This window comes from Micromonospora rosaria (genome assembly GCF_001567585.1).
Lineage (GTDB): Bacteria > Actinomycetota > Actinomycetes > Mycobacteriales > Micromonosporaceae > Micromonospora > Micromonospora rosaria.
The window spans coordinates 1-23,719 of record NZ_LRQV01000076.1; the positions used below are offsets into that span (position 1 = coordinate 1).

Here is a 23,719-nt window from a genome sequence, read left to right on the forward strand (position 1 = left end):
GTGCACATCGCCGCGATCAACGAGTGGCTGTGACCGACTTCGACACAGGCCCTAGTACCGGGTCTTGACCAGGAAGGCGTACCCGACCACCTTCGTGCCGTTCCAGTTGTACATCTTGTGGCACGCCTGCGGACTGGTCCAGGACGAAACGTACTTCGGCCGGGCGTCGTTGCACGCCTTCAACGTCGGGTAGATCGGGCTGTTGTAGTCCGCGTGCGCGGGCGTGGCCAGGCCGAGCACCAGGCCGCCGGCCACTGCGGTCGCGGCCAGGAGGCTGCGCACCCGAGGTCGACGCAAGAAACTCATCTGCTCTCTCCCGTTCATCGTCCACCGGTCGATGGTCGAGCGCCGGCGTCACGTGGTCCGTGGACCGTCGGCGCTCAAGATCAGCGTAGTGAGGTCCCGCCACCCCGCTTCCGGCAGATGCACTCCACAAGGGGGTGTGACCCGCAGGAGCACCTGGAGACGTGTCGACGACGTTCCGTGGGCCGTCCGGCTAATTGCCTTGTCGCCGCGGTGGCCCGTGTCTACCGTCGGTGGATGCTCTCGCGACTGCTGTCGGTGACCTTCGACGCGCACGACACGGCCCGCGTGGCGCAGTTCTGGGCCGACATGCTCGGCCGGGAGGCCGTCGAGGACGCCGGCGGTCTGCTCCTGCCCGGCGGGGACACCCAGCTCGGCATCCGGTTCGCGCCGAGCGGCGTCGAGCCGGCGGGGCCGTACCGCCGGATGCACCTTCACCTGACCAGCGCCAGCCACGCCGACCAGCAGCACATCGTGACGACGGCGGTGAAGCTCGGCGCCGGTCACCTCGACGTCGGGCAGCGCCCCGAGGAGGGGCACGTCGTCCTCGCCGACCCCGAGGGCAACGAGTTCTGCGTGATCGCGCCGGGCAACGCCTTCCTCGCCGGGTGCGGCCCGCTCGGGGAACTCGCCTGCGACGGCACCCGCGAGCTCGGACTCTTCTGGAGCGAGGCGCTGGGCTGGCCGCTGGTGTGGGACCAGGACGAGGAGACCGCGATCCAGTCCCCGCACGGCGGCACCAAGGTCGCCTGGGGAGGGCCTCCGCTGGACCCGAAGGAGGTGCCGAACCGGCAGCGCTTCGACCTCGCCCCGACCGGGGGCGACCAGCACGCGGAGGTCGACCGGCTGGTCTCCCTCGGCGCCACCCGGCTCGAGGTCGCTGCGGACGGCACCGTCGTGCTGGCCGATCCCGACGGCAACGAGTTCTGCGTACGTGGGACCTGAGCACCGCCCGGCCGGGCCGCCCGGCGGATCGAGGTGACGGACTGGGGCCGGCTTCGTTGGGGCGCGGTGGTGCGATTCGCGTTCCCCACGCCCTACGGCGAGCGCCGGCCGCGACCGTGGCGACCCGACGGGGTCGGGGGCGTCGCCGGAGCCGGGCTCGTGGCTCGGGTGAGCGGATGACGGGGGTGCGGGTCAGCCCGGGGTGAGCAGGCAGAACTCGTTGCCCTCCGGGTCGGCGAGGACCTTCCACCGGATGTCGCTGCGGCCCAGGTCGACGGCGGTGGCGCCGAGCGCCCGCAGTCTGGCCGCCTCGGCCGCGTGGTCGTCACCGGGGTACGGGCGGACGTCGAGGTGGACGCGGTTCCAGCCGGTCTTCGCGTCGGGGGTGCGGCGGAACCGCAGGTACGGGCCGACGCCCGCCGCCGAGCGCAGGACCGCGACGTCGTCGGTCACCTCGTGCAGGGTCCAGTCCGTGGCCTGGCTCCAGAAGCGGGCCATGGCGCGCGGGTCCGCGCAGTCGACCACGACCCTGGCGATCGGTCCGGTGTCCCGGGGCAGCGGGTCCAGCACGCAGAACTCGTTGCCCTCCGGGTCGGCCAGGACCGTCCACGGGACGTCGCCCTGGCCGATGTCGGCGGGGGTGGCGCCGAGATCCTTGAGGCGGGTGACCAGCTCCGCCTGGTGGGCCGCCGAGGTGGTGGCGAGGTCGACGTGCACCCGGTTCTTCACCGTCTTGGGTTCCGGGGAGACGACGAGGTCGATGCAGACGGCGACGGGGTCCGGGTAGACGAAGCCCGGGGGTTCGAGGTTGGTCACGCCGGGTTCCTCGCTGGAGACGTCCCAGCCGAGGGCCTGCGCCCAGAAGCCGCCCAGCGCGGAGTCGTCCCGAGCCTTCATGGTGATCTGGACCAGCCGCGTTGCCATCCGGCGAGGCTACCGGCCGTCCGGCGGATCGACATCAGGGTTTGTGGGTACCGGCGGGATCTCACCTGCTCGGACCGCCTGCTCGGTGGCCGGGTGCTGCCGGAGCGCCACGGCGAGGTCGGCTGCGGTCTGGAGCGCGGCGCCCGCCCGTGCGGACTCGTCCGCGGTCATCACGACGCGCTCGACAGCGGCCAGCATCTCGGTCGCGGTACCGGGGTCGTGCAGCACCATCGCGAGTTCGGCGCGGTACACGAGGACCTCCACCCGCGCGACGGGATCGTCTCCGGCCTCGGGGCGGGCCAGCGCGCTGTCGAGGATCCGGACGGCCTGCCGGACCTCGCCCCTGGAGTCGGCCTGCACGACCGCGTTCGCCAGCGCCGTGGCCAGGCGTCCCACCGGCGCGGGTTGCGCGGCGGCGACCCGGTGGACGACGCGGATCCAGTTGCCGCCGGGGTCGATGACGCTGAACCCGCTCACCCCGGCGGCGTTGCGCCGCGCCCGGGGCCGGGTCATGCGCGGTGTGCCGGACACCAGGACCTTCCCGTACGCGGCGCGCATGCCTGCGGCGAACGCCCGGTGCAGTCCGTCGATGTCCGGGGTGAGGACCAGGCAGGAGCCGTAGGACTGCGCCGGGTCGAAGCCGTCGATCTCGAAGAAGTGGAGGTGCAGGTCCTCCCGCTGCATCACCACGTACGGGTTGGGCCTGCGCTGCCGGTAGGCCGTGCGGAACCCGAGTACCTCGTAGAAATCGGCCATGTCGTCGATGGAGGCGCAGGGCAGCAGCGGAACGGTCGTCTCGTCGGCCATGCCTTCTTCCTACGCAGCGCGGGGTGCCCGTCGCACATGGAAATAGCCGTTCGTCCTCCCCGGTCACCTGATCGGCCGAGGTGTCGGAGGGGCGTCGGCCCGGTGGTGCGGGCGGGATTCCGCGGGGTCGGCCGGCAGGTCCCGGTCGCCGTCGTCGGTGCTACCGCGGAGAGGCATCCACCAATCGGTTGATGCGAGCATCGACCGACCCCGGTGCCGGACGGGCGATCCGGCAACCGCTGACGGCGGGCGACGCTTGCCGCCATGGGGATCGTCGTCGAGGTGAAGAACCTCCACAAACGGTACGGCGACAGGATCGCGGTCGACGACGTGTCGTTCGCGGTCGAGGAGGGCGAGATCTTCGGGGTTCTCGGTCCGAACGGCGCCGGCAAGACGACCACGGTCGAGTGCGTGAGCGGCCTGCGTACTCCCGATCGTGGCCAGCTCACGGTGCTCGGCCTCGATCCCCGGCGGGACCGGCGCGAGGTGCGGGAACGGGTCGGGGTCCAGCCCCAGGAACACCGGCTGCCGGACAGGCAGACGGTGGCCGAGGCGATGCGGCTGTACCGTTCGTTCTACCGGGAGCCGGCGGACGGGCGGCGGCTGCTGGACATGCTGGGGCTCGCCGGGAAACACGACACTCAGTACCGGCAGCTCTCCGGGGGTCAGCAGCAGCGGCTGTCGGTCGCGCTGGCCCTGGTGGGCAGCCCCACCGTCGCCGTGCTGGACGAGCTCACCACCGGGCTCGACCCGCAGGCCCGACGGGACACCTGGGACGTGATCGACGAGGTCCGCGACTCCGGCGTGACGATCATCCTCGTCACCCACTTCATGGACGAGGCGGAGCGGCTCTGTGACCGGCTCGCGTTGATCGACGCCGGGCGTGTGGTCGCGCTCGACACCCCCGCCGGCCTGGTCGCGTCCGCCGCGTCCGAGCAGCGGGTGCGGTTCCGGCCGTCGACCCACCTGGACGAGCGGCTGCTGACCGACCTGCCGGAGGTCACCAGCGTGCGGCACCACGGGCAGCAGGTGCTGGTGACCGGCACCGGGAACCTGCTGCAGGCGGTCACCTCGGTCCTGGCCCAGCAGCACGTCGTCGCCCAGGACCTCCGGGTCGAGCAGGCCAGCCTGGACGACGCCTTCGTCACCCTCACCCGACGGAGGCGGTCGTAGTGGCCGCGTTGTACGCGCTCACCGTCGCCGAGGCGAAGCTGTTCCTGCGGGAGCCGATGGCGGCCGTCTTCGGGGTGCTGTTCCCGACCGCGATCCTTCTCGGGCTCGGTGCTGTCCCCGCGCTGCGGGAGCCGTCGGAGGAGTTCGGCGGGGTCCGGTTCGTCGAGCTCTGGGCGCCGAGCGCGCTGGTGCTCGGGCTCGGCATCGTCGGGCTGCAGCACATCCCGCTGGTGGTGGCCACCTACCGGGAGCGGGGCATCCTCCGGCGGATGTCCACCACCCCGGTCCACCCCGGCGTGGTGCTGGCGGCGCAGCTCATCGTCGCCCTGGCCGCCGCGGTCGTGGCGGCCGTGCTGCTGGTCGTCTCGGCGTGGCTGGTCCTCGACGTGCCACTGCCGCGGCACCCGTTCGGGTTCGCGGTCGCGTTCCTGCTCGGCTTCGGCGCGGTGCTGGCGATCGGCATGCTGATCGCCGCGGTCGCGCCGACCTCCCGGGTCGCCTCCGGGCTGGCGACCGTCGTGTACCTGGTGACGATGTTCGTCGGCGGCGTCTTCCTGCCGCGTTTCCTGCTGCCGGATGCCCTGATGCGGTTGGGCGACTACGTGCCGCCCGGGGCGCAGTCGTTGTTGGCGGGCTGGTCGGGTGACGCGGTGGCGGGGACGTCAGGCTCGCCGCCGCTGCTGCGCCTCGGGATAATGGCGTTGTTCGTGGTCGTGGCCGGTGGTGCGGCGGCGAAGCTGTTCCGCTGGGAATGAGCCGAAGGTGCGAGCGTCGATGAGCGGTGACGCCGGCCCCGACTGGGACCGCTGGTACGAGAAGCTGCTCGTCGGGGTGCCCTGGGTGCTGCTGCCCACCTCGACGGCGATCGCCCTGGCACAGCCCGGCCGGAGCTGGGGCGACCACGCGGTCACCCTGGGCCTGGTCGGAGTGGCCGCCGGGTGGGTGTATGTGGGACACACCCGGGTGCCGAGGGCACGCCGGAAGCGGACCCTGCCGATGCTGGTCTACTTCGTCGGGCTGCTCACGCTCTGCGTCGCGCTGATGGCTCGTGACGTGATCTTCCTGCTCTTCGCCATCACCGGCTTCTTCCACGCGTACCAGCTGCGTCCGTGGCCGTGGGGGGTGGCGGGTGTCTTCGGTACCTCGGTCTCCATCAACACCATGGCCTCCGAGCTGCCGGCCGCGTCCGTGCAGTCGCTCGGCACCTACCTGGGGGTGATCGTGGTCCAGACCGCGGCGATCAGCTCCGGCATCGTGCTGGCCGAGAAGAGCACCGAGCAGCACACGCGACGGCAGGAGATGGTTGCCCGGCTGGAGGCGGCGCTGGAGGAGAACGCCGGACTGCACGCCCAACTGCTGGTCCAGGCCCGCGAGGCGGGGGCGCTGGACGAGCGGCAGCGAATGGCCGGGGAGATCCACGACTCGCTGGCGCAGGGCCTGACCGGCATCATCACCCAGATGCAGGCGGCCCAGCGGGTCTGGCACTCGCCGCCGCAGGCGCGTCTGCACGTCGACCGGGCGTTGGCCCTGGCCCGGGAGGGCCTGGACGAGGCCCGCCGCTCGGTGCAGGCGTTACGGCCGGGCCAACTGGAGGAGGCCCACCTGCCGGAGGCGCTGGGTGACCTGGCCCGCCGCTGGGCGCACGACACCGGTATCACCGTGCGGTTCGACGTCACCGGTGACCGGGTCGCGGTGGGCCCGGCCATCGAGGTCACCCTGTTCCGGGTCGCGCAGGAAGCGCTGCACAACGTGGTCCGGCACGCCCGCGCGTCCCGGGTGGGGCTGACCCTCTCCTACCTGACCGACGTGGTGCTGCTGGATGTGCGCGACGACGGGCGGGGCATGACCGGTGACTCGGCTCAGGGGTTCGGCCTGACGAGCATGGCGCAGCGGGTCCGGGGGGTGGGAGGTGTGATGGAGATCGAGAGCGCTCCTGGCGAGGGCACGGCGGTCAGCGTACGGGTGCCGGCGATCCCGGTGGTGGCACCGTGATCCGCGTCCTGATCGCCGACGACCACCCGATCGTCCGTAACGGACTTCGCGGAGCCTTCGCCGGCCTGCCCGACATCGAGGTGGCCGGCGAGGCCGCCAACGGTCGGGAGGCGGTGGACGAGGCGGTGCGGTTGCGTGTCGACGTGGTGCTGATGGACCTGCGGATGCCGGAGATGACCGGTGTGCAGGCGATCGCCGCCCTCGCCCGGACCGCGCTCCCGATCCACGTCCTGGTGCTCACCACCTTCGACAGCGAGACCGACGTGCTGCCGGCGGTGGAGGCGGGCGCCACCGGCTACCTGCTCAAGGACACGCCACCCGAGGAGCTGATCCGTGCCGTGCGGGCCGCCCATCGCGGTGAGTCCGTCCTCGCGCCGTCGGCCGCCGGTCAACTCATGGGCCGGGTCCGCCGACCGACCGGGTTGGCGTTGAGCGGCCGGGAGCGGGAGGTGCTCCAACTGGTCGCCGACGGCGCCTCCAACCGGGAGGCGGCGAGGCTCCTGTTCATCAGCGAGGCGAGCATCAAGACGCACCTGCAGCACATCTACGACAAACTCGGCGTCCGGGACCGGGCCGCCGCCGTCGGCGAGGGCTACCGGCGCGGCCTGCTCCGGTAGCGGCCCGTCCGCCGGGCGTGTCCCGTCACCGCGCCCGCCGGCCCGGTTCACCGGCGGTCGTTGACGAACTGCCGGGCCAGGGCGACCGGCGAGATGTCGTACTCCTCCTCGACGGTGCGGGCCACCAGGTGACAGAGCAGATAGCGTTGGGTCGGCACGATGCCGATCCGGCTCAGGTGGGAGTAGAGCTGGTTGATGGCCAGCCGGTGGCAGCGGAACCAGACCTGCGACAGCACCTCCCTGCGGTGGGCGGTGGTCTCCCGGAGGATGTCGTGGAACTCGATCCGGTGCCGGAGCTCCATGCCCCGCTGGTCGAGGTGGTCGAGGTCGATCGCGCCGCTGGTGAACAGCGGCTCGGCCAGTGCCTTCTGGCGTCGGACGATCTCCAGCCACGCCTCGACCAGGGGGTCCCGTCGGCTCCCCGCCACGATGGCCCGGGTGGTGTGCAGGCGGTCGCGCAGCGCCGGGCGGTGGCGGTGGTAGCGCTCGTCGAAGGTGCTGCGGACGGCGTCGGGGTCGGCGGTGTATCCGAGGAACGACTCGACGTGCGAGCGGAACGACATGTACCCCCGGGAGATCGGCGGGACGCTGAGGTGGCCGAAGGCGAACATCAGGTCCAGCGCGTGCCCGACCCGGTCCACCGCGCCGCTGCGGACGCCGGCCAGGGTGTCGACGGTCAGGGCGGTGCTGCGGGCGTACCCGTCGGCCAGCAGGCCCGCCAGGGCCGGGCTGCCCAGCACGTGCTGACGGTCCTCGTGGGGTTCGAACTGGACGGTGTTGTCGGGGTACCAGGGGGTGAGCGGACCGTGGTCGGCCTCGCGGACGGCGAGCCGCCGGTGCGCCGCCAGGTGCTCGGCCTCCCGCAGGGACGCCGTCGAGGGGTTGTCGTGCAGGTAGGCGGTGAGGTCGCGCTGCGCGGTGGGGCGCACCACCTCGGCCCAGAGTTGCGGGGTGGTCCGCAGGTTGATCCGCAGGTGGGGGCCGCGGCGCCAGTGCCGGAGCAGGTGGGGCTGGTCGACGGCGTCGGCGAGCGCGGTCAGCAGGGGGTGGACGGCGTCCAGGATCAGGTCGTCCTTGTTCTCGGCGTGGTACCGGATCTGGATGCTGTGCCAGCCCGGTTCCTCCCGGTGCGGCGGGGTGCGCGTCATGGGGTCTCCTGTTCGGGGACTGCTTCGATGTCGGCGCAGGCGGCGCAGACGAGGTAGCGCAACTGGGTCTCCTGGTCGACGCCGAGTCCCAGCCGGTTGCAGAGCAGGTGCACGCAGCGCAGCAGCACGACGAGCAGTCCCTGCTCGTCGCGGGTCGGCCCGGTGTCGGCGGCGAAGCGGGTGGCCACCGCCCGCAGGTCGGGGTGGAAGTCCCCGGCCCGGCGCAGGTCGGTCAGCTCGGCGTGGAGCCGGTGGACGGAGTCGGACCACGCGGCGGCGAGCGGGTCCGGATCCTGCGGCGGTGGGCCGGGCGTCGGCGGCCAGCAGCCGGACACCAGTCGCCGCAGCGCCGCCCGTTGCCGCTGGTAGCTCTCGCGCCGTAGCCCCCGGCCCTCGGCGGGTTCCCAGAAGGACCGGGACCGGGTCAACAGGTGTGCCAGGCGGCGGCGGTCGGGTTGCCAGGCGGCGAGCGTCGAGGCCAGGGCGAGCGCCGCCAGTCGGGACCGGTGCTGCGGTGCGCGGCGGGCCAGGACCGACAGGGCGAGCCGGCTGGAGTCGGTGAAGTGGCGTTCGACGGCCCGGGTCGCCGCCCGGCCGCCGAAGACCGGGTACTCGGGGTGGTAGGGCACGGCCTCCACCACGTCGGGTGGGCGGAGCCGCCGGTCGTGGTCGGCCAGGCCTTCGAGCCGGGCGTACCGTTCGGCGAGGGCCGCGTACTGCCCGGCCGGCGCGGAGGGCGGGGAGGGGAACCGGGCCAGGTGCCTCTCCAGGGCCGACCGGGCCCGCGCGGCGACCTCGGTCGAGTACTCCGCGTGGGTCGGTAGCAGTCGGAGCCGCAGGTGCGGCCCGCCCTCCCAGTACCGGATGAAGAAGAACTGGGCGATCCGGCCGTCGGCCTGCAACGAGGCGACCAGCGGGTCGACCGCCCCGGTGATCAGGCGGGTGTGGTCGCCGTGGTGGAAGGCGTGCCACGACAGCCAGGTCGGGGGCGGGGTCACGGGAGGCCGATCTCGACGACGTACTCGGTCACGTGCCTGCCCTCGGTGCCGAAGCAGGGGGCGTCGGCGAGCTGCGGCAGGGCTTCGGTGAAGACCAGCACCGAGTCCGGCTCGCGCAGGAGGCGCTCGAAGAGGCGCACCAGCAGCAGGTTGGCCAGGTCGAGGTAGATCGGCTTGACCGGTACCGGCGGGGTGCCCGGCGGCGTCGGCCCGGTCGCCGTCACGTACGTCCGTGGGGGGATCCGGTGGTCGGCGAACCAGGCTGCCAGGGCCAGCAGGTAGCCGGCGTCGTCGACGCCCTTGGCGCGGCGGGGCACGAGGTCGGCGCGGACCCGCCAGGAGGCCCGGGAGACCGTCACCCGGCCGATCGACAGGCGGGGTTGCCGCCGTACCGCTCCGGGCTGGTGCTCCGGGGTGCCGGCGAAGATCTGGGCGGTCGGGGCGGCGGCGTTCGGCACGTCACCGAAGAGGTGGATCAGGAAGCGGGCCAGTCGGGGGAGTCGGGCCCCGGCCATCATGCCGGTGTGCGCGATGCGGACCTCACCGTCGTCGCTGCGCCGCCGCAGGCGCAGACTCCGGGTGGTCCCGTCGGCGGTCACGACCAGGTCGTCGAGGGCGATCCGGTGCTGCGGGGGGCGGGCGCTCACCGTGCCCGGGTGGCTGATCTCGAAGTCGACCGCCGGGGAGCGGAGGTTGACGGTGCTGCCGAAGAGTCCGGTGATCTCGGCGAGGTAGCCGGCCGGGGCAGGCGTCGGTGTCGCCTTGGGCAGTTCCCCGGTACCGGCCCCCTCCGGCGCGACCTTCGCCAGCAGCCGGTGCACCCGGCTGCGGACGGCTCCGTGCCCGGCGCCGACGCCGTTGAGCACGAGCCGGAGCCCGTCGGCTGCGGGCACCTGCTGGACGAAACAGGCCAACGCCGGGGCGGGCCGTACCCAGGGCGGCCACCCGTCCGCCAACGCCCGCACCCGCGCCGGGTCGACGGTGACCCCCTCCGGCGGGGTTTCCGGGCCCGCCCACAGGGCGGCCAGGGCCTGCTGCCGCAGCCGGTGCAGCCACCGCACCTCGGGGAGGGTGCTGCGGGCCGGGTCGGGTGGCTGGCCGGGGCGGAGCAGCAGCAGCCCGGCGAGCTCCGCCACCGCCGTACCCGGTTCGGCGTCGACGGCCAGCCGGGACAGCTCCCGGTGCAGTTCGAGCAGACCGACCCGGGTGTCCACGCCGTACCGGTCGACGACGACCCGGTGGGCCACCAACCGGACGACGGTCGAGTGCTGGAAGAGGGCCAGGAGGCGGTGGACCACGTGCAGGTCGGCCACGGCCGGGCGCCACGGGACCCCGCCGAGGCGGACCGGCTCGGCGGTGAAGACGGCGTTCTCGCGGAAGAGGTTCCGGGCGGGCAACGGTGTGTCGCCGACGGGGCCGTGCACCGCCTGGAACTCCGTCCGGATCCGACGGTGCAGCTCCCGGCGGCGGGAGGCGTCGGTGCCGGGGGCCGGGTAGGCGTCGAGGGCGTCGGCGAGGGCCCGCAGCGGCCCGGCGGCCGGCGCTTCCTGGCCGAGCCAGGCACGCAGGTCGTGCAGGTGGTCGGCCGCCTGGTCGGCGAAGGGCGGTTGGATCTCGAAGAGTCCGACCTCCACCAGCCGGTCGAAGGTCACGGCGGTGTCGCCGGCGAGGCGGCGGCCCACCTCCGCGAGGGGTGCTCCGCCGCCGACGGCCTCGATCGCCGTGCGGACCGGCGGGGTGAGCAGCAGGCCCTGGATGCGCTCGCGTCGCGGGTGGGCGAACCAGATCCGCCCGTCGGCCACGTCGGCGTCCGGGGTGGTGACCACCATGAGCCGGCCGGTGGCCGTGCTGTCGGCGGGGAGGCGGCGGGTGAGCGCCTGGAGCAGGGGTACGTTCGGCTCGACGACGCTGCGCCAGGCCCACCGGCCGGTGGGCTGCACGGCGGTCGGCGCGTCGGACCACCGGCACAGTCCGCTCATCATGAAGGTGGCCTGCGGGCTGGTCTTGGCCACCGCGCGGGCCAGGTACTTCGCCAGCCGCAGCGCCACCTGGGCGCGCGGTGGGGTGCCCTCGGGCTGGTCGCGCCACCGCAGCAGCGCGTGCAGCAGATCCTCGCTGGACTGCAGCAGTCCGAACTCGAAGACCTCGGTGGCGCTCCAGCGGCGCAGGGCCCGCAGGCTCCGGGTCCACTCGGCGTCGAGCAGGTCGGGAAGCTGCCGGGTCAACGCCGCTGCGCGGTCCAGCTCGGCCGTCCAGCCGGTCAGCTCGGACCGGAAGCGCGCGGGCAGCAGCTCGGCGTGACCGCCGGGCCAGGCCCGGTGGCCGGGCCGACGGCGGTTGTGCAGGGCCCGCCGCAGCGCCACCAACTCCGGCCGGGCTCCGGCGAGGGCCGGGTCCGCGATGAACCCGTGGACCTCGTCGGCCAGTCTGGCGCCGGCCTCGGCCACACGGCGACGGCTGGCGAGGATGGCCTGGACCATCGCCCAGGACGCCGGGGCGGCGGTGTCGTCCAGGGCCTGTGTGGGGAGCGCGGCGACCCGTACGACGACGACGGGGCCGGTGGCGGCGGTGGGCGGAGCGGGCACATGAACCTCGCACGGGGACGGGTCGGTAGGGGTGGTGTCCGGTCGGACGGCTCCGGCGTGACCGGGTGGCACGCCGGAGCCGCCTGGGCTCAGATCACCCAGCTCCCGAGCCAACCGGACGCGCCGACCTCGGTGTTGCCGAGGCCGCCGACGCTCAGGGCGGCGAGTTCCTCGTCGACCGCAAGGTCGAGATCGACGATGTCGAGGTCGGCGAATTCCGCCGCCTCCGTGACCACGTTGTCCATGACAGATTCCCTCCCGGAGCACCCACCGTGGGTGATCCTGAAAGCGCCGAGAACAGTTCGTTGACGTGTGCCGGCGGTGTGTCGCCGGTGACGGATGGGTCCGCGTCGACCGTCCGCACGACCACGCCCCGGCTCAGATCAGCCAGCTCCTGCCGAAGAAGCCGGACGCGCCGACCTCGGTGTTGCCGAGGCCGCCGACGCTCACGGCGGCGAGTTCCTCGTCGATCGGAAGATCGAGGTTGACGATGTCGAGGTCGGCGAACTCCGTCGCCTCCGTGGCCGCGTTGTCCATGACGGACTCCCTTCCCAGGTCACCCACCATGGGTGATCTTCTGATTGCTGATAGTAGCCAGTGAACGATAATCGTCGATGTCATGCTGGTTACGGCTCGACCGGGAACACGCGACGTGGATGTCACCGTGTGGGTCCGGTTGGTGGCGAGCGGTGACTAGCGTGGTGGCATGGCGGCGGCGAGAGAGCGCGGCGGTGTTCCGCCGATCGATCGGGAAGAGGTCCGGTTCCGCGTCTGGGTGGCGGTCGTGTCCGGCGTGCTCGCCGCCATTGCCCTGACCTGGGTCGGACCTCGGCTGTCCGCGGAGTCGGAAGCGTACTGCGCGTATCGGGCGGGCAGGCTCGTGCAGAAGCCGGCGACCGTCTTCGAGATCACATCCTCCGGCGGCGGCACCGAGGGCTACTACAGCGGTAGCGGCGCAACCCAGGAGATCCGGTATCTCCCGTCCAGCGGCGGCGAGCGGGCCTCCTCGACAGGGAACGGATATGCGTACGTCGAGGTCCGTGAGGGGCAGGCCGTTCGGCTGGGTCTGTGGGACGAGAAGATCATCAGCGTCGACGGCCGGTACGTGCGCGACCCGTGGACGCCGGGAGTGCTGGCGCTGTCCACGCTGCTGCCGCCGGCCTTCGTCCTGATGGTGCTGCAGATCCACCGACTGTGGCGGCTGCGGACGGATCGGCCGAAGCACCTGTTCGGTAGGACCCGCAGCCGCGGGTACGCGCTGGCCGCCCTCCTGTTGGCCTTCGTGACCGGCCTCGTCGCGGCGGTCATCGGCGGCGCTCTGTGGTTGCCGGCGCAGGCGTTGGCGGCGAGCGCCCTGGGACCGCTCGCGTGGTACGCGCTGCGGGAGACCATCGACCGCCGCGCCGATCGACGCGGTCAGCACCGGCCGACGTAGCCGTCAGCAGCAGGGGTCCACGATCACGGTGGACGCCGAGGGGACGAGGGCCTGCGACTCCGGCCCGGCTTGTTCCTAGACTGCGGCGGTGAGATACGACGAACTCGAAGCCGCGCTACGGCACCTGATCGACACGGCCGTCGACGAGCGACTCCGTGTCTTCGGCGCCGAGACGGTGGCCCGTCTCGTCCGCGACGAGCGGCTGCTCGACATCGCCGCCGAAAGTGAGCTCGACGAGGACGCGGTGGCGGCGCTCACCACCGCCCGGCAGGACGTCCGGACGGCCGACGCGGTCGCGCTACGGGAGCTGATGACGCGGATCGACGACGGTGTCCTCACCGACGGCGACATGGACCCCGAACTCCTGACCACCCTCGCCGCGCTCGAACACTGGACGACGTACCTGGAGACCGGCCGGCGCGGCGAACTCCACGAACTGGCCCTCCGCTCCGTCGAACAGGTCGATTTCCAGGTCTCACCCGATCTCGGCGACTTCCTGGCCGCACCCGAGATGGCCGCCGAGTACGAGCGGATCCAGCGGCTGCTCACCCCGTAGGGCAGGGGTCACCGGGTGCCGGCCGACACCGGACAGTTGATCAGCGAGCCGGTTGGGCGGACGCGCGCAGTGCCTCGGCCAGCCACTCGTACGGGAACTGCTCCGGCGGCACGTCGTTCACGGCGGTGACCAGCGCCATGTACCGGTCGAGCGGTCCCGCAGGGTCCGGCGGCGTACGGTCCCACTCCGCGCCGGCCAGCATGTGCTCGGCCGTCTCGATCCGGAACTCGGGGGTGTCCGGTATCCCGGGGCTCTCCGGGGTCGCGAAGATGCCGGTCAGCCACCCGATCCACCGGTCGGCGACCTCCCGGCCCCGTGGCGAGTCCGGCGGCACCCCCTCCCGCGCCGCCGCCATCGCCGCCTCACCGATCGGGGTGGCCGCCTCCAGGTAGTCCAGCATCGGTGCCGAGGACATCACCGGCCCGGCCCCGGTGGTGCACGCCTCGTACAGTTCCCGGCGGACGGCCTGCCGGAACTCGGGGTCCCGGGCCAGCTCGGCCAGCTCGATCCACGCCTCCAACTGGGCCGCGGTGGGATGATCGGGCAGCTCCGGTCGGGCCCTGCGCCACCATTCGACCATCCGCGCCGGCGGTTCCCAGCCGGTGGAGACCTCGGTCCAGAACTCGTCGATCAGCCGGTCGCGATCCTCGTCCGTCATGCCAACCAGCTTGTGCATCAGGGTGACCTGCTCGGCCGTGGAGTCCTGCCGCAGGATGGTCGACAGCACCGCGCGGCGGCTGCGCAGCCGCGCCTCCTGCCGGGCCAGCAAGGCCAGGTGGGTGGCGGCCAGGTCGCGCAGGGTCGCCTCACCGGCCAGCACCCGCCGGATCTCGTCCAGGCTGGCGTCGAGTTCCCGGAGCGTCCGGACCAGCTCCAGCCGGGCGATGGCCGACACGTCGTACAGACGGTGACCGGCCGGCGTGGTGGTGACCGGCATGACGACCCCGGCGTCCGCGTAGTACCGGACGGCACTGACGCTCAGGCCGGTCCGCCGGGCGACATCCCCGATGGCGTACAGCTCGTTGGTGTCCACGACGCCCATGATGCGATCTCAAGCCGCTTGAGACACAAGCCGACCCACCCAGGAATCGTCCTGACCCGCCCGACGCAAGCGAGGTGTTCGAAAGGCGAGGCTGGGAGACCTGGCCGGTATCCGGAGCGGCGCGCCTGTCTGGCCGTCGATGCGCTGTCGCTCGGCGTCGCGGAGGTTCTGGTAGTGCAGCCGCTGGTGCTCTCCCGGACCAGCAGGTGGATGTCGTCCCAGAAGCAGCCGGCGCCTCGGCGGAGAAAGCGTGTGGCGGCGACGTCGCCGTCCACGTCGACCGCGACCGGTGCGAACCGACGCCGGCGGCTGAGCCGCAGGCGTTGGTCCGGTAGCCCGTCGTCGATCAGCCTCATGCTCTCGGTCAGAGCGTCGTACGCCATTCGGTGACCGTACCCACGCCGGTCGCCGTCGCGCGGCATCACCGTGGGCGGCCTGCGGCGGTCATGCCGCGCCTGCGGCTATGAGTAGCGCTTCCGTGTCGGCGTGGCCGTTCCGACTGGTCCAATCGAGGGGCGACAGTCCGCTGCCGTGGTCCTCGCGGAGGTTCGGATCTGCGCCCCGTGCGAGAAGTTCGCGGACGACATCGGAATGTCCCCACGCTGCGGCTGCTGTCAACGGTGTCCCCTCATCGCCGTGTCCACTCTCGAGGTTCGGGTCGGCGCCGGCGGCCAGGAGGATCCGCACCGCCGCACGCTCGTTCTGTACTGCGGCCAGGTAGAGGGGCGTGGTGCCGTCCCGGTCTGCCGCATTCGGGTCTGCCCCCGCGCGCAGCAGCGCCAGCACGGCCGAGGGATCGCCACGCAGCAGCGACGCCATCAGCCGAGCGGTGAGCTTCTTGCGCTGCCGGACGTTCACCGGTGTCAGGGTAGGCGGCGGGATTCGTCACGGGCTCCGCGCACGGCCCGTGGGTACCCACTCACGCCGCTTGGACGAGCGGATGGTGGAGATTCCCCATCGGCGGCCATCTCGTGCCCTGACCACGACCCTTCATGGTGCCAAAGGTGCGCTACGACCGGATCCGCGCAACCTCGACCGGCCCCGACGACCTTCTCGCCGCCTACCTGGCCTTCGGGACGTCGCCAGCACTCCGGGCTCTGCGGGGACGGGCATGTTCATCCTTCGGCGATCAGGCCGGCGGATGTGGTCGATCGTCACCGGTCGGGGGGTCTTCCAGCCGCCGGGCGATCCGCTCGATGGCGTTGAGGTCCTGCGGGGTGAGCCGGTCGATGAAGTGGTGTCGCACCGACTCGACGTGGGCCGGTGCGGCGTTGTCGAGGGTGTCCAGGCCGTGCGCGGTGAGGACGAGCAGGCAGCCTCTGCCGTCGGTCGGGTCGGGTGCGCGCCGCAGGAGTCCGCGCGCTTCCATTCGGGTGGCATGCCGGGACAGGCGGCTGCGTGACCAGCCCATCTTGTCGGCCTGTTCGCCAAGGGTGCTGGTGTGGTCGGGCCGTTCCGACAGGGTGCTGAGTACTTCGTAGTCGGGTTCGGAGAGGCCGATCGCCGCCAGGTCGCGTGCCGTGCCGCTCCGGACGGCGACCATCACCCGCAGGAATGCCCGCCACGCGCTCTCCTCGTCGGCGTTCAACCACCGCGCGGCGCTGACCGACCTTCTCGTTGACATGTAATCAATCTAGCACCTAGGCTTCGTTTCCATGTCAACGAAAGCGACGCGTGTCCTGGTGCTCATCTGCAGCACGCGCCCCGGCGCACTCGGCCCCGCCGTGGGGCAGTGGCTGATCGAGGCGCTCACCCCTCGTGCCGTAGAGCTCGGCGTCCAGCTCGTGCCGGTGGCCCTCGGCGATCTGAACCTGCCGTTCCTCGACGAGGAGGAACACCCGTCGTCGGGCGTCTACCGGCACGAGCACACCCGTCGGTGGAGCGCGATGGTCGACGCGGCGGACGGGTTCATCGCGGTCACGCCGGAGTACAACTACGGGATGCCGGCGACCCTGAAGAACGCGGTGGACTATCTCAGCCGCGAATGGGCATGGAAGCCGATCGGTTTCGTCAGCTACGGCAACACGTCGGCGGGCACCCGGGCGGTCCAGCACGCGAAGCAGGTGGTGACCACGCTGCGCCTGGTCCCGGTGGGCGCCACGGTCGCGATCCGCATCGGTGCGGCGACGGAGAACGATCGGGTGCGGCCCGATACGGCCCGCGACACGGCGGCTGTCGGCCTGCTGGACGAACTGGTCCGGGTCGGCCATGCCCTGCGGCCGATGCGCGAACGCGCCCGAGCCGGGACCCGGTCCGGACCGTTGCCGGGGTCCTACGTGAGACGGCTGACCCCCGACGACGCGCCCGAGGTCACGGTGCTGCAGCGATGTTGCTGGGTGGACGAGGCCGTCGTCAACGACACCATGGCCATACCGGCTCTGCACGAGTCGCCGGGGGAGGTGCGTGACTGGCTGGCGACCTGGCACACCACGGGCATCTGGCTGGACGGTCGGCTGCTGGGCATGGTGCGGGCCCGTCGCGTCGACACCGACTGGCAGGTGGGGCGGCTCGCCGTCGTGCCCGACCTGCGTGGTCAGGGGCTGGGTCGATGGCTGCTGCGCACCGCCGAAGCCGTCGCCCGACCGGGCTGCCACCGCATCCTGCTGTACACCGGCGCCAAGAGCCTACGGAACATCGACCTCTATCGCAGCGAGGGTTACCAGCCGATGCCGCTCGCCGGTCCCGGCGGAACCACCTGCCTCGCCAAGGGCCTGGCGGTCAGGCAGCGCTGATGCGGCCGGTCGCGGCGGGACGTACGCCTGCCGCCGACCGTGTCCGCCCACCCGCCCGCCTGCCGGTCGGGCCCGGCTGCGTCCGGCGTCCTCGCCGGTCGACGACGTCCGGGGACCAACGGTGCCGCCCGCGTCGCCCACCCCCGGCCTGGGCCACCTTCCTCACGCGGCGGTCGCGACCGCCGCGAGCGCGGCGTGGGGCCGATGCGTGCCGTCGCCGGGCCGCCGCAGGTGCGCGACCGGTGTGAAGCCGGCCCGGGTGAGCCGCTCCGCCAGGTCGTCCACCGGCCAGCGGTAGGCGGTCGTCACCTTGTGGTCGAAGGCGCTGACCTCGTCGCCGTCGAAGAAGCCGACCACCACCGTGCCCGCCGGGGCCATCACCCGCCGGAACTCGCCGAGCACGTCACCGAGATCCTGCGGCGGTAGGTGGATCAGCGAGTACCAGGCCAGGATGCCGGCGACGGTGTGGTCCGCCACGTCGAGCTTGTCCATCGACCCGAGGTGGTACGTGCCGTCGGGATGGGCCGCCCTCGCGTGGGCGATGAACTCGGGCACCATGTCGATGCCGTGGGCGTCGACGCCGAGCGAGCGCAGGTGACCGGTGAGGTGGCCCGGTCCGCAGCCCAGGTCGAGCACCGTGCCTGACCGCTGCGTCAGGTGCCGCCCGATGAACGCGAGGTCGTCGACGTGGACGTGCCGGCTCGCGCCGAACAGGTCGATGTAGAGATCCGCGACGGACGCGTACGCCTGCCTGACGTGCTCCACGTTCACCATGAGTGACCCCCCGAGGTCGAACGCCTCCTGGCCGGGTGTCCCCGCCGAGGAGGAGGCTGCGGTTGTCCCCATCGGTCCGGTAGGCCGGCGGGAGAGTCTCCCACCGGCCTACCGGACCCGGTCCAGTCCGAGGAGAGCGCGGGCGCTGACTACCAGTCCTCCGCATGGCGGAGGTACCGAATCGAACGGAATAGAAGGAAGCGCCCGGATGGCCTCGGCTGTCGCCGACTACTCAGGGATCAGCTCACTGAGCCGATCCAGTGTATAGGTCTCCGATCCGTCGGGCAGACCCTCGGGCGCCTCGATGCCGATGAACGTGACCGGCTCCTGCGGCAACCGGCCGTCCCACATCGTGACCTCGGCCCGTGCGCGCCACCGGTCGACGAGGTAGGACATCGTCAGGTGACGTCGCTGCACCAACGCCCGTACCCGGTCGGCCGTGGTGAAGGTGTTGTCCTCCACCCGGTTGAACGACGGCATGCCCCGCAGGTACAGGTGCAGCCACACGGCCTGCCAGCCCTGCTCGCCCCTGGCGAACACCACCGGCAGCGCGACCCGGCCCTGGCCGCGCAGCTGCGACCGGGCCCGCACGGTCCGCGCGTCGAACGGCGTGCCCTGCTGCTCCCGCGTCCGGGTCTGGTACCCGAACATCGACTCGGCGACCTCGTCGAACGACTCACCCGCGTAGATGTAGACCTGCGGCACCACGTAGTGCCCGGGGAGCGTCAGCGGCACGTCGATGAACTCGGTGGCACCGTTCGTCGCGTCGGTGACGTCGCCGGAGTACGCCACACCCTCGTGGCGGTAGTTCGTCCAGGACACGTGACCCGCGGTACGGAACTCGTCGTCGAGCAGTAGCGCGGACAGGTCGTAGTCGGTGCGGCGGCTGGTCTGGCGCCAGTAGGTGAAGAAGCGCAGCAGCTCACCGGAGACCGACGCCCGCGAGCCCCTCGGCAGCACCGCGAATCCGCCCTCGGCAGCCTTGCCCGACAGCGGCAGGGCGACGTCGAGCACCGCCGGGTCCACCACCAGCGGTCGCGGCGACTCGGGTAGCCGGGCGCTGATCTCCGCGTCGAGCCGCGCCGACACCTCGGCCACCAAGCCGGCCGGCAGCGGCGGCCGCCGGTCCGGCCCGACCCACGCGCTCCGCGAGCGGTTCACGTACATCCGGGCGGACGCGGGCGTCAGCCGGTTGTCGACGTGCTCCCGCAGCGAGAACAGCACCCGGCCGGACGCCGAGCCGAGCGCCCCGGCGACCGCGTCGAGCACGACGCGCTGCTCCGTCGCCGACGCCAGCCGCAGCAGCCGGTCCGCGGACCGCAGGAGCAGACCCGGCGCAGCCGCCAGCACCGACGTGGCGGAACCGACGGCTCCGGTACGGATCGCCGCCTCCGCGCGACCGGCGAGGGTGCGTACCCGCCGCTCGCCCCGCGCGACCGTGAACACCTCCCGGGCGTGCGGCCACTGGTCGTACTCGTGCGGGTGCAGCCGCTCGCCGAGCCGCTTCCACCGTTCCGCGTGGCGCACGACGTCTGCGAGCTTGTCCTGGTTCGCGCCGACGACCTCGTTGAGCGCGGCCAGCAGGATCCGGCGCTCCCGGCGCGGGAACGCCCGGAACCGCGTGGGTGCCCCGAGCGAGACGTCCCCGCCGGAGACGTGGCAGGCGAGGCGCAGCACGTCGGTCGTCGTGTCCACGGCGACCAGCGGCCGTCCGAGGACCAGCCGGACCCCGTTGAGCACCGCCCGGTTCTCCCGCACCGGGATCTCGGTCGGCTGCACGTCGTCGAGGCAGGCGACGGCGAGCTCGCTGAGGATCGCGAGGTCCGCCTCGCCGTGGGGGGTCGCGCTGCCGGCCAAGGCCAGGTAGAGCCGCGCCGCCTCCACCTCGGCGGTCTCGCCGAGACCGAGCACCGTCACCCGGTCACCGGCCGTGGCCAGCAACTCGTCGTGTGCGGCCACCAGATCGGCGTACGTGTGCTGGTAGGTGCCGTAGCCCGGCAGGTCGAGCAGGTTCACCCCGCCGGAGGTGGCAACGTCACGCAGGTACGCGTCGGTCGTGGTGCCGCCGTCGGTGAGCACGGCCGCCCGGAGCCGGTCCGTCCAGAACTCGATGGTGTCCGGCACGTCGTCGGGGAAGCCGATGAAGTAGGCGTTGTGCTGGACGTGGTCGCCGACGAGCTCGCGCACCGCGGACACGACCGTGGCGGCGAGGTCCATCGCCGGCGCGGGGGCCAGGCCGCCGATGTGCTCCAGCAGGGCCGACGACGCCGAGAACCCGACGTCGAGCAACGCCGCGTCCAGTTGGCGGGCCACCGGCGCGCCGTCGCCGGCCGCGCCGGTGCTCGCCGGCACCCGGAGGGTCTTCTGGATGATCAGCTTCTCGAACACGTGGTCCTCCGTTCCTGGCCGACGCCGTCGGTTGCCGGTGACCCCCTGGCGCTGAACTCAGCCAGCTCGCAGCGCTGGTCCTCCAGCCAAGGAGTGCCATGCCGTCGGGGCACAGCGGCGGCCTCGGTCAGACCCGACCCTGGCAGGTGTCCGACCAACGGTAGGCGTCGCGTCGGTGGCGGATCGAGCGGATTTCCACGACCCGTTGCGCCCCGTTGATCCGGTAGGCGATCCGGTACGTGCCGCGCCGGGCGGAGTGGACGCCGTCGAAGTGCGGATTGCGGCGAGCTTGTCGGGAGAACATCCCCGCCACGCGGGCCGGGTGCGTGCGCACGGTGTCGCGTTCGAGAACCACCGGTGCCACGTCAGGCGACCGGTCGGCCGGCGAGCCGGGCCACCTCGGTGAGGTACGCGCGGAACAACGCCTCGTCGCCGGGCGGCACCCGGCACCCGGGCGAGGTCGAGTAACGGAAGGCGAGCCGGTCGGTGTTGTAGAGCGCGGACCGCGGGTCACGGACGATTCCGAAGGACAACGTGCCTGGCTTGTCCGGCTTCTTGTAGTGCAGGGACACCCCGAGCCAGCGCAGTGGGACACGGAACGTGTGCTCGGCGGGGGAGCCGTCCAGGGTGAACAGCTCGAACACCCCCCGGTCCACCCGCACATGCAGGTTCTCGTAATCGAACGTCAGCGGCTCCCTGTCCACGCCCATGGAGAGAAGGTAACCCAATCGGCCCGGCACCTCCCTGGGCCTCACCGGCACCCCTCCCGGTCCTCAGAGGAACACCACCCCCGCCACGGCCGTCGCCGCGAGCACGACGATCACCAAGACGTTGAACGTCACATCCTGCCCCTCCGAGCGTTGCTGGGCCGCGCGGTCGAGCGTGAAGTCGGCCGGATCAGCGGGCGTGTGGTGGACCGTGACGTCACGACCGTACGAGTTGGCAGGGTCTGCGAGATGCGACGTGCAGTGGGCCGTGACGACTGTGCCCGCGCGGGTGGTGAACGAGACGACAGGGGTGATGGTGGTCCAGGTGTGGCCGTCGTCCTGGTCGACGCTGACGTCCTTCAGCACCGCGACGACCCGCCCCTGCACAGTGTCCATCGCGGCCAGCCTGGCGAGGCGGTCGTGCTTGGCACGTATCGTCCCGGGCAGGTGAGCGGCGGCGAAGACCGCCCAGGGCCCGCCGAAGCCGATCAGCGCCCACGGCCACCCCTGGTCGACCGCGACGAGGACCACCAGTCCGACGTAGACCAGGAAGAGTGCGAAACCGGGCCAGAACAGCCCGCGACCGGGCTCCTCGGGAGAGTTGGAGAACCGGTAGGCGTGCGGTCTGCCCCGCGGGTGGCTGACCCCGATCTCCCGGCCCTCCCACGCCACGGTGATCATCTCGCCGCGCTCGCCGTCGTTCGTCACGGTGACCTCCTGACCGGAGGCCGGGTCGCGGTAGGAGACGACCACCGATATCCCGCCTTTGTGGGACCCGCCGTGCCGGGGCTCCCGCACCCGCTCGATCCGCCCCGTGAGCCGCACAGTCCGCTGCGCCTTGGTCACCCCGGCCAGCGACATGCCGTACCCCACCAGCGCCACCGCACCCCACACCGCACACCACAGCACCAGGAACTCGTCCCACCCCATGTGCCCTTCTCCTCCCGGTACGGTCAACTGCCGCTGCGCCGCAGCACTTTGCCCTGCCCGTCCGCCTCCAGCGTTCCCGTGCCCCCGTCGCCGGTCACCACGACCCTGAGCGTGAGTGAGCCGGTGACGCCGTCGGCGGCGAGCTGCCAGCTCTGTGGGGAGCCGACGCCGGTCCTGGCCTCCTCGACCAGACCGGGGACGCGATCGTAGGGCAGGGAACGTGGGTCGAACCCGGCGCTCTCCACGCCGATGGGGGCGAAGACGACCGTCAGCAGGCGGTCCTGCACGACGACGGTCAGCGCCCGGGGCTTGTTCGCACCCTGTGTCAACGACTCGACGGCCTTGCGCAGCTCACCCTCGTCGAGCATCGACTGGCCCGGACCGAGGGTGACCGTGCCCATCGCCGACGTCACGGCGGTCGTGGACGACGAGGAGGAGACGGACGGTCTGCGGGAGAGGGCGTTCTCGCCCTCGTAGGAGTCGAACAGATCGGCGCGGAACAGCAGAAGCACGGCGGCCGCGCCGAGCAGCAGGCCGAGCAGCGTGAGGAGACCGCCGGCACAGCCCTCCGGGGAATCGCTCTTCATGGCCGGACCGGGCACCGAATCCACCCGGGCCACGACCGCCCGCTCCTCCCACTCCGGCGTCGGCCGCTTCACGATCCGGGTATTCCATGGCCGGTCCGGCGGATACTCCACCACTACGACCCCGCGCGCCCGGTAGTCGGGAAGCTCGACGAGGTTGATGTCCTGCCTTATCTCGACCCGGAACGCGGGCGCGTCGTCCGGCACGACGGACAGCTCGAAGCGCACCGGCACGTCGCTGGTCTTACCCCCGACGACCTCCCGGCTCTCGATCACCGCGAGCGCCGTGCGCGGCACGACGGCCGCTTCCCGGGCACGACGCGGCAGGGTGGAGAGGAAGAAGAGAAACCCGTAGACCGCGGGCAGGACCAACCCCACGATGATCAACGGTGCCCTCTCGGTGACGCACCCGCTGATGAAGGCGGTCAGCGATACCCCGATCACTGCGCCCGTCAGGAACCCCAGGGCGAGGGCGGCGGGCGTGTTGTGCGTGGGCGGCTCGCCTGCGGCGCTCGTCATGCGGCCGATTGTGCACGTCATGGGTGACGGCCGACAGACCCTGGGTGACCTCACGGTCACGGCGGGACCGCCTCTCCTGAATTGCACAGCACACCGCCGCCCAACGGGACGGACGCCAGCACAGCACGCCGGCAGACCGCACCCGGCCGCGTTGACCATCGCGCCCGCCCGGCACGTTCAGCTGCCGACTCTTCAGGAGAGGTGATCGTCTCGTTGTGAATGATCAGACCCGGGCGGGTCAAGCAAGCGACCATCTCCCAGCTCGCCCTGGCCTGGCTCCTCGTTCACGTCGAACGCCTCGTGTCGGTCCCGGCAGCCGCCGCATCACGCGAATCAAGGACGTCATCGCCGTCGGCCCGACGCTCACGAGTGGGCCGCCGGGGACTCGAACCCCGAACCCTTCGATCCAACAAGGAGAAGGAAGCGCGTCCATGACCGCACCGGCGGAGGGCGGACGCACTACTCGTCGAATGCTCTGCCATTGAGCTAGCGACCCAGGTGTCGATCATCGCACCGGCCGGCTGGGCACGGCCACCGGGTTTCGGCGCCCCTGCCGCGAT

25 protein-coding genes and 1 tRNA gene are annotated in these 23,719 nt (G+C 72.1%); 8 read left to right on the plus strand and 18 right to left on the minus strand.

Annotated elements, in window-relative coordinates; translation table 11 throughout:
• Positions 1-51 precede the first annotated feature (51 nt).
• Positions 52-306: a hypothetical protein gene (locus AWW66_RS19440; protein WP_067368366.1), complete on the minus strand. Its 255-nt coding sequence runs from the start codon at positions 304-306 to the stop codon at positions 52-54.
• 234 nt (positions 307-540) lie between these two features.
• On the opposite strand from AWW66_RS19440, the gene AWW66_RS19445 reads away from it, so the two are divergent.
• Positions 541-1,248 carry a VOC family protein gene (locus AWW66_RS19445; RefSeq protein WP_067368456.1) on the plus strand — a complete coding sequence of 236 codons (708 nt, stop codon included), beginning with the start codon at positions 541-543 and terminating at the stop codon, positions 1,246-1,248.
• A gap of 192 nt (positions 1,249-1,440) precedes the next feature.
• Here AWW66_RS19445 and AWW66_RS19450 read toward each other — a convergent pair whose 3' ends face one another.
• Both AWW66_RS19450 and AWW66_RS19455 read right to left on the minus strand, forming a co-directional pair.
• Positions 1,441-2,172, minus strand: a complete 732-nt coding sequence (locus tag AWW66_RS19450) for a VOC family protein (protein WP_067368369.1) — start codon at positions 2,170-2,172, stop codon at positions 1,441-1,443.
• Positions 2,173-2,181: 9 nt separating this feature from the next.
• Positions 2,182-2,979, minus strand: coding sequence for a VOC family protein (locus AWW66_RS19455; RefSeq protein ID WP_245648380.1), 798 nt, complete (start codon positions 2,977-2,979; stop codon positions 2,182-2,184).
• 264 nt (positions 2,980-3,243) lie between these two features.
• Between AWW66_RS19455 and AWW66_RS19460 the strand changes: the two genes are divergently transcribed.
• From AWW66_RS19460 to AWW66_RS19475, 4 genes are read left to right on the plus strand one after another with little or no spacing between them, the layout of a single operon-like run.
• Positions 3,244-4,152, plus strand: a complete 909-nt coding sequence (locus AWW66_RS19460) for an ABC transporter ATP-binding protein (protein WP_067368372.1) — start codon at positions 3,244-3,246, stop codon at positions 4,150-4,152.
• Positions 4,152-4,907 carry an ABC transporter permease gene (locus tag AWW66_RS19465; protein ID WP_067368375.1) on the plus strand — a complete coding sequence of 252 codons (756 nt, stop codon included), beginning with the start codon at positions 4,152-4,154 and terminating at the stop codon, positions 4,905-4,907. The genes AWW66_RS19460 and AWW66_RS19465 overlap by 1 nt, the downstream gene beginning before the upstream one ends.
• A 19-nt stretch (positions 4,908-4,926) precedes the next feature.
• Positions 4,927-6,144, plus strand: a complete 1,218-nt coding sequence (locus tag AWW66_RS19470; protein ID WP_067368378.1) for a sensor histidine kinase — start codon at positions 4,927-4,929, stop codon at positions 6,142-6,144.
• Positions 6,141-6,761, plus strand: coding sequence for a response regulator (locus AWW66_RS19475; RefSeq protein WP_067368381.1), 621 nt, complete (start codon positions 6,141-6,143; stop codon positions 6,759-6,761). Before AWW66_RS19470 ends, AWW66_RS19475 begins: the two co-directional genes overlap by 4 nt.
• A 47-nt stretch (positions 6,762-6,808) precedes the next feature.
• Here AWW66_RS19475 and AWW66_RS19480 read toward each other — a convergent pair whose 3' ends face one another.
• From AWW66_RS19480 to AWW66_RS33825, 5 genes are all read right to left on the minus strand, one after another.
• A complete protein-coding gene (locus AWW66_RS19480) occupies positions 6,809-7,909 on the minus strand; it encodes a thiopeptide maturation pyridine synthase (protein WP_067368384.1) in 1,101 nt (366 codons plus the stop codon).
• Complete coding sequence (locus tag AWW66_RS19485) at positions 7,906-8,907, minus strand: lantibiotic dehydratase C-terminal domain-containing protein (RefSeq protein WP_067368386.1); 1,002 nt, start codon at positions 8,905-8,907, stop codon at positions 7,906-7,908. Before AWW66_RS19485 ends, AWW66_RS19480 begins: the two co-directional genes overlap by 4 nt.
• Complete coding sequence (locus AWW66_RS19490) at positions 8,904-11,492, minus strand: lantibiotic dehydratase family protein (RefSeq protein ID WP_067368389.1); 2,589 nt, start codon at positions 11,490-11,492, stop codon at positions 8,904-8,906. The genes AWW66_RS19485 and AWW66_RS19490 overlap by 4 nt, the downstream gene beginning before the upstream one ends.
• A gap of 89 nt (positions 11,493-11,581) precedes the next feature.
• Complete coding sequence (locus AWW66_RS33820) at positions 11,582-11,737, minus strand: hypothetical protein (protein WP_157527607.1); 156 nt, start codon at positions 11,735-11,737, stop codon at positions 11,582-11,584.
• Positions 11,738-11,870: 133 nt separating this feature from the next.
• Complete coding sequence (locus tag AWW66_RS33825; RefSeq protein ID WP_157527609.1) at positions 11,871-12,029, minus strand: hypothetical protein; 159 nt, start codon at positions 12,027-12,029, stop codon at positions 11,871-11,873.
• Positions 12,030-12,198: 169 nt separating this feature from the next.
• Here AWW66_RS33825 and AWW66_RS19495 point away from each other — a divergent pair, with 169 nt between their 5' ends.
• Together AWW66_RS19495 and AWW66_RS19500 are read left to right on the plus strand one after the other, a co-directional pair.
• A complete protein-coding gene (locus AWW66_RS19495; protein WP_067368393.1) occupies positions 12,199-12,927 on the plus strand; it encodes a hypothetical protein in 729 nt (242 codons plus the stop codon).
• A gap of 88 nt (positions 12,928-13,015) precedes the next feature.
• Entirely contained in the window at positions 13,016-13,483 is a 468-nt protein-coding gene (locus tag AWW66_RS19500; protein WP_067368396.1) for a hypothetical protein, read from the plus strand.
• A 40-nt stretch (positions 13,484-13,523) separates the two neighbouring features.
• Here AWW66_RS19500 and AWW66_RS19505 read toward each other — a convergent pair whose 3' ends face one another.
• The 3 genes from AWW66_RS19505 to AWW66_RS19510 all read right to left on the minus strand — a co-directional run bounded on the left by AWW66_RS19505 (position 13,524) and on the right by AWW66_RS19510 (position 16,149).
• Positions 13,524-14,516: a MerR family transcriptional regulator gene (locus tag AWW66_RS19505; RefSeq protein ID WP_211272014.1), complete on the minus strand. Its 993-nt coding sequence runs from the start codon at positions 14,514-14,516 to the stop codon at positions 13,524-13,526.
• A 453-nt stretch (positions 14,517-14,969) separates the two neighbouring features.
• Entirely contained in the window at positions 14,970-15,383 is a 414-nt protein-coding gene (locus AWW66_RS32845; RefSeq protein WP_083978640.1) for an ankyrin repeat domain-containing protein, read from the minus strand.
• A 271-nt stretch (positions 15,384-15,654) separates the two neighbouring features.
• Positions 15,655-16,149 carry a MarR family winged helix-turn-helix transcriptional regulator gene (locus AWW66_RS19510; protein WP_067368402.1) on the minus strand — a complete coding sequence of 165 codons (495 nt, stop codon included), beginning with the start codon at positions 16,147-16,149 and terminating at the stop codon, positions 15,655-15,657.
• Between the two features lie 31 nt (positions 16,150-16,180).
• On the opposite strand from AWW66_RS19510, the gene AWW66_RS19515 reads away from it, so the two are divergent.
• Positions 16,181-17,257 carry a bifunctional NAD(P)H-dependent oxidoreductase/GNAT family N-acetyltransferase gene (locus tag AWW66_RS19515; RefSeq protein ID WP_083978641.1) on the plus strand — a complete coding sequence of 359 codons (1,077 nt, stop codon included), beginning with the start codon at positions 16,181-16,183 and terminating at the stop codon, positions 17,255-17,257.
• 162 nt (positions 17,258-17,419) lie between these two features.
• Here the strand turns inward: AWW66_RS19515 and AWW66_RS19520 are convergent, their stop codons facing one another.
• The 7 genes from AWW66_RS19520 to AWW66_RS33830 all read right to left on the minus strand — a co-directional run bounded on the left by AWW66_RS19520 (position 17,420) and on the right by AWW66_RS33830 (position 23,655).
• A complete protein-coding gene (locus AWW66_RS19520; protein WP_211272027.1) occupies positions 17,420-18,028 on the minus strand; it encodes a class I SAM-dependent DNA methyltransferase in 609 nt (202 codons plus the stop codon).
• Between the two features lie 231 nt (positions 18,029-18,259).
• A complete protein-coding gene (locus tag AWW66_RS19525; protein WP_067368408.1) occupies positions 18,260-20,419 on the minus strand; it encodes a TerD family protein in 2,160 nt (719 codons plus the stop codon).
• A gap of 127 nt (positions 20,420-20,546) precedes the next feature.
• Positions 20,547-20,774, minus strand: coding sequence for a type II toxin-antitoxin system RelE family toxin (locus AWW66_RS19530; protein WP_157527611.1), 228 nt, complete (start codon positions 20,772-20,774; stop codon positions 20,547-20,549).
• A gap of 10 nt (positions 20,775-20,784) precedes the next feature.
• Positions 20,785-21,129, minus strand: a complete 345-nt coding sequence (locus tag AWW66_RS19535; RefSeq protein WP_067368414.1) for a hypothetical protein — start codon at positions 21,127-21,129, stop codon at positions 20,785-20,787.
• A 63-nt stretch (positions 21,130-21,192) separates the two neighbouring features.
• A complete protein-coding gene (locus AWW66_RS19540) occupies positions 21,193-21,987 on the minus strand; it encodes a DUF3592 domain-containing protein (RefSeq protein WP_211272019.1) in 795 nt (264 codons plus the stop codon).
• A 92-nt stretch (positions 21,988-22,079) separates the two neighbouring features.
• Positions 22,080-23,180, minus strand: a complete 1,101-nt coding sequence (locus tag AWW66_RS19545) for a hypothetical protein (RefSeq protein ID WP_211272021.1) — start codon at positions 23,178-23,180, stop codon at positions 22,080-22,082.
• 349 nt (positions 23,181-23,529) lie between these two features.
• Positions 23,530-23,655: transfer RNA gene (locus AWW66_RS33830), tRNA-OTHER, on the minus strand.
• Between the last annotated feature and the right edge of the window lie 64 nt (positions 23,656-23,719).

Excerpts from the sequence above, each read along its gene's own strand:
- AWW66_RS19440 (WP_067368366.1), bottom strand. The coding sequence starts at position 306 with ATGAGTTTCTTGCGTCGACCTCGGGTGCGCAGCCTCCTGGCCGCGACC.
- AWW66_RS19445 (WP_067368456.1), top strand. The coding sequence starts at position 541 with ATGCTCTCGCGACTGCTGTCGGTGACCTTCGACGCGCACGACACGGCC.
- AWW66_RS19450 (WP_067368369.1), bottom strand. The coding sequence starts at position 2,172 with ATGGCAACGCGGCTGGTCCAGATCACCATGAAGGCTCGGGACGACTCC.
- AWW66_RS19455 (WP_245648380.1), bottom strand. The coding sequence starts at position 2,979 with ATGGCCGACGAGACGACCGTTCCGCTGCTGCCCTGCGCCTCCATCGAC.
- AWW66_RS19460 (WP_067368372.1), top strand. The coding sequence starts at position 3,244 with ATGGGGATCGTCGTCGAGGTGAAGAACCTCCACAAACGGTACGGCGAC.
- AWW66_RS19470 (WP_067368378.1), top strand. The coding sequence starts at position 4,927 with ATGAGCGGTGACGCCGGCCCCGACTGGGACCGCTGGTACGAGAAGCTG.
- AWW66_RS19480 (WP_067368384.1), bottom strand. The coding sequence starts at position 7,909 with ATGACGCGCACCCCGCCGCACCGGGAGGAACCGGGCTGGCACAGCATC.
- AWW66_RS33820 (WP_157527607.1), bottom strand. The coding sequence starts at position 11,737 with ATGGACAACGTGGTCACGGAGGCGGCGGAATTCGCCGACCTCGACATC.
- AWW66_RS33825 (WP_157527609.1), bottom strand. The coding sequence starts at position 12,029 with ATGGACAACGCGGCCACGGAGGCGACGGAGTTCGCCGACCTCGACATC.
- AWW66_RS19495 (WP_067368393.1), top strand. The coding sequence starts at position 12,199 with ATGGCGGCGGCGAGAGAGCGCGGCGGTGTTCCGCCGATCGATCGGGAA.
- AWW66_RS19510 (WP_067368402.1), bottom strand. The coding sequence starts at position 16,149 with ATGTCAACGAGAAGGTCGGTCAGCGCCGCGCGGTGGTTGAACGCCGAC.
- AWW66_RS19515 (WP_083978641.1), top strand. The coding sequence starts at position 16,181 with ATGTCAACGAAAGCGACGCGTGTCCTGGTGCTCATCTGCAGCACGCGC.
- AWW66_RS19535 (WP_067368414.1), bottom strand. The coding sequence starts at position 21,129 with ATGGGCGTGGACAGGGAGCCGCTGACGTTCGATTACGAGAACCTGCAT.
- AWW66_RS19540 (WP_211272019.1), bottom strand. The coding sequence starts at position 21,987 with ATGTCGCTGGCCGGGGTGACCAAGGCGCAGCGGACTGTGCGGCTCACG.
- AWW66_RS19545 (WP_211272021.1), bottom strand. The coding sequence starts at position 23,180 with ATGACGTGCACAATCGGCCGCATGACGAGCGCCGCAGGCGAGCCGCCC.